Origin of the sequence: Sulfurovum sp. bin170, from assembly GCF_010892395.1 — a bacterium.
GTDB lineage: Bacteria > Campylobacterota > Campylobacteria > Campylobacterales > Sulfurovaceae > UBA1140.
This window is the reverse complement of sequence record NZ_JAACKB010000435.1, coordinates 1-3,126: the sequence shown is the minus strand read 5'-3', so window position 1 is coordinate 3,126 and position 3,126 is coordinate 1. Positions and strand designations below refer to the sequence as shown.

The following is a 3,126-nucleotide window of genomic DNA, read 5'->3' as shown; positions in this document are numbered from 1 at the left end:
TGTTTTTTTTATAAAAGGATTTAAAAATGTTCAATAAAATATTATTAACAATTATTACACTCAATAGTTTTATGTTATCTCAGGATGAGTTTACTTCTGAAAGATTTTTAGGTATAGAGACAGGATATGGTGAAGTATCATCACGAAATGTTATAGGTGCAAATGAAGCGAATAGAGGTGTTGAGTTCGGTTTTAGACTTGGTGCTCAAAATGAAGAGTGGCGAACAACCATATCAGGACACCAGTTTAACAAAAACAGTCAAAAATACTTCCGTACCATGTTAGCATTTGATAGATTTATCTGGTCTAGTTTTTATGAGACAGATAGAATTGTCTTCAAGCCATATCTTGGTGGTCATGTCGGTTGGTTAAAGTATACAGATAAAAGTATTGAAGATAATGGCTTCATATATGGTGGTCAAGCAGGTCTTGCATGGAATGTTATAAAAGAGGTCGATTTTGACTTGGGATATAGATATTCATTCTCTGATGTCAACAGCGTTGATGATATAGGCTCAGTTGTATTTGCCATCAATTATTTATATTAAAAAAGGATTTTAGAATGAGACAATTTTTTAGATTTAGCATACTATTTGTAGTATTACTCTTTACAGCATGTGATAGTGGAACTACTAGTTCATCAACTTCAGGAGATGAGATTGAAGTTCAAACAAAACAGAGTCTAATAGACTCATCACAAAAGAGGTTCCATTTGGAACTCTCAATGAAAAACAACTATACGGATGGCGTAGTAGCAGAACTCTCCAATATATCACTAGATTTGGATGATTGTAGCATAAGTGAAAGTAACCTAAATATAGTGGATAACAGAGTTCAATTTTCTGAACCATTGGAGTCTCGCACTCTTCTATTCACCGTAGATTTTACACAACCTTGTCTGCCTACAGGATATACAATAAATGGCAACACTCTTTTGACCTATGAAGGAACTTCAACAAAAAATGCCTACCAATCAAAATTTCAAGAGATAACTATTGATGGCAACTTAACAATTGAGGATACCCAATCTATATTTGAGTATGATGTTAAACTAGAGTCTGTTGATGATGAACCAAAAATAGAACTGGATAGCAAAAAACGATACAAACTCTCTTTGGTCAATTTTAGCTCTGGCACAGATGTCCAAGAGGATAGAGTTCACTCTATGACCATCAGAAGTAGCGACCCATCACAAGTGCAACTTATCGACCCAAACAACTATAATAGAGACCAAGGTCAAGCACACTCGGAGCTGACATTTAATAACCAAAATGGAATGGTTTTCTATATCCAAACATATGATAATTCAGGGATAGCAAACTTTGATGTAACAATTAGCTATACCAATAATAGAGGTGAAGTTTATGATATAGAGAGAAGAACTTCTGTGGTTATTCTCTCAGGTGAGCCAACAGCATTTTCAATCAATGATACAGGTGTAGAGTACAACCCTGAGACCAAGTGGTTCACACAGACATTCCTTATCTCCGCATCAGATAAATACAACAATATAATAAATGTTCCTTCCAAAATTAATGTCTCGGCTATGGCAGATTTTAGGGATAACAATGGAAAAGGAGATAGAGTCTTATACGGAAAATTTGGCTCTGTTGGAGGGGAACTTATTGCTGATAAAGATAACCATAGTGCTTCATTTAAAGCTACCAAAGATGTATTTAACAATATAGATCCAGAGAGAGATTTTTTGCTACTTTTTGGCGATGCTACCACTAGTGAAGCCTTAGGAAAATGGGATATAGATACCTATAACAACAGTTCAACCGTACTCAATTTGAGCAGTGCCTATTATGGTGAAAATCATACCAATTTAGGTTTTGCCGTAGGTCACAACTATATGAATGAGATATGTAGTAGCGAATCCAAAGAGTGGGAGCTTCAAATCGACTCTACGGATGGAACCTATCAACTAGATGATGAGGGTAAAGCATCTGTAACACTAAAATTCCCTAACTATATGATAGGTAAAAAGATAGCTCTAAGTGTTAACTTCTCAGGAAAAGAGAGAAGAGCAGGAGAGGTTCATTTTCAGACTCTGTATAGTTTTAACGGTGTTACAACTCCAGAGGCAATCACTATAGATGCAAATACAACCACCCCTACCTCCATGACACACTTTTTTAGAGTTGATACAGGAACAGAAGATACCTTTATGGTCAAAAATGCTAAAGTTGATTGTATTACAAAAACAGAAAATGTAATAATTACGAAACTTATAGAAAATAGTCCGATTAAAAATATCTCCGATTGTGCAGACAATGGAGAGACAGCCTACTGGCAACTATCTCTTGAACTTATTGATTTAGAAAAGGCAGGAAGTTTCTCGTTTGAAGAGTGTCAGGTCTCTAGTTTTCTTGATGAGTTTTAAAGTAGGTTCGGTAACACCGAACATATGCCATATTAATTCATAAAACTATTTGAACACCGAACATTTTAACATCAAAATATAAATAAAAGATATTTCAATTTATGCAAACCGTTAATGTTCGGTGTTACCGAACCTACGGGATGAATATTTCCAATCGTTGATATTTTCCACCCAACCGTGCTTTACAGGATTGTTGTAAATGTATTCGATTATACTTCTCAACTCTGTTTCATCTCTTATGGTATGTTCATAAAATCGTTTTTGCCATATAGGTTTATAGCCCTCTTTTTCAAGCCCTCCACCTCTTCTATAGTTAGACCTGTTTTTATAGATATAGTTTCAACATCTAAAATATCTAATAGATTTTTAGCAATATCTCTTTCTCTCTTCTTTTTCTCTTGCTTTATCTTCTTTTCACTGTTCTCTCTCTCCTCTTTCATCCCCTCTAGTTTACCAACCCCATAAGAGGAAAAAATCATACTAGCTTCATAATGCAAATTACTCTGATACTCACTATAAGCTATCCTCTCCTCCTTTTTTAGGTTAATAACATCAAACTCTTTTTGAGCCTTTTTAATCCCTTTAGCAGTAAAACTATCTTTTATTTTTGCATTTTTTAGAAAATATATCCACTCATCAAGACCATCTTTTGCATTATCATCAAATTTTTTTAATTTTAATATATAGTACTCAGGAAAGATAGACTCTATCTTTTTCACTCCCAACATCTCTTTTTGATT

3 protein-coding genes are annotated in these 3,126 nt (G+C 34.3%); 2 read left to right on the top strand and 1 reads right to left on the bottom strand.

Annotated elements, in window-relative coordinates:
• Positions 1-26 precede the first annotated feature (26 nt).
• Positions 27-548: a hypothetical protein gene (locus tag GSY74_RS10320; protein WP_164665018.1), complete on the top strand. Its 522-nt coding sequence runs from the start codon at positions 27-29 to the stop codon at positions 546-548.
• 14 nt (positions 549-562) lie between these two features.
• Positions 563-2,386 carry a hypothetical protein gene (locus GSY74_RS10315; protein WP_164665017.1) on the top strand — a complete coding sequence of 608 codons (1,824 nt, stop codon included), beginning with the start codon at positions 563-565 and terminating at the stop codon, positions 2,384-2,386.
• A gap of 236 nt (positions 2,387-2,622) precedes the next feature.
• On the opposite strand, the gene GSY74_RS10310 is transcribed toward GSY74_RS10315, so the two are convergent.
• Positions 2,623-3,126: Rpn family recombination-promoting nuclease/putative transposase (locus GSY74_RS10310; RefSeq protein ID WP_223157531.1), on the bottom strand; the 504-nt coding region annotated here is incomplete at its 5' end.

What these genes read in the sequence shown, in the direction of transcription:
- GSY74_RS10320 (WP_164665018.1), top strand. Translation starts at nt 27, where the DNA reads ATGTTCAATAAAATATTATTAACAATTATTACACTCAATAGTTTTATG.
- GSY74_RS10315 (WP_164665017.1), top strand. Translation starts at nt 563, where the DNA reads ATGAGACAATTTTTTAGATTTAGCATACTATTTGTAGTATTACTCTTT.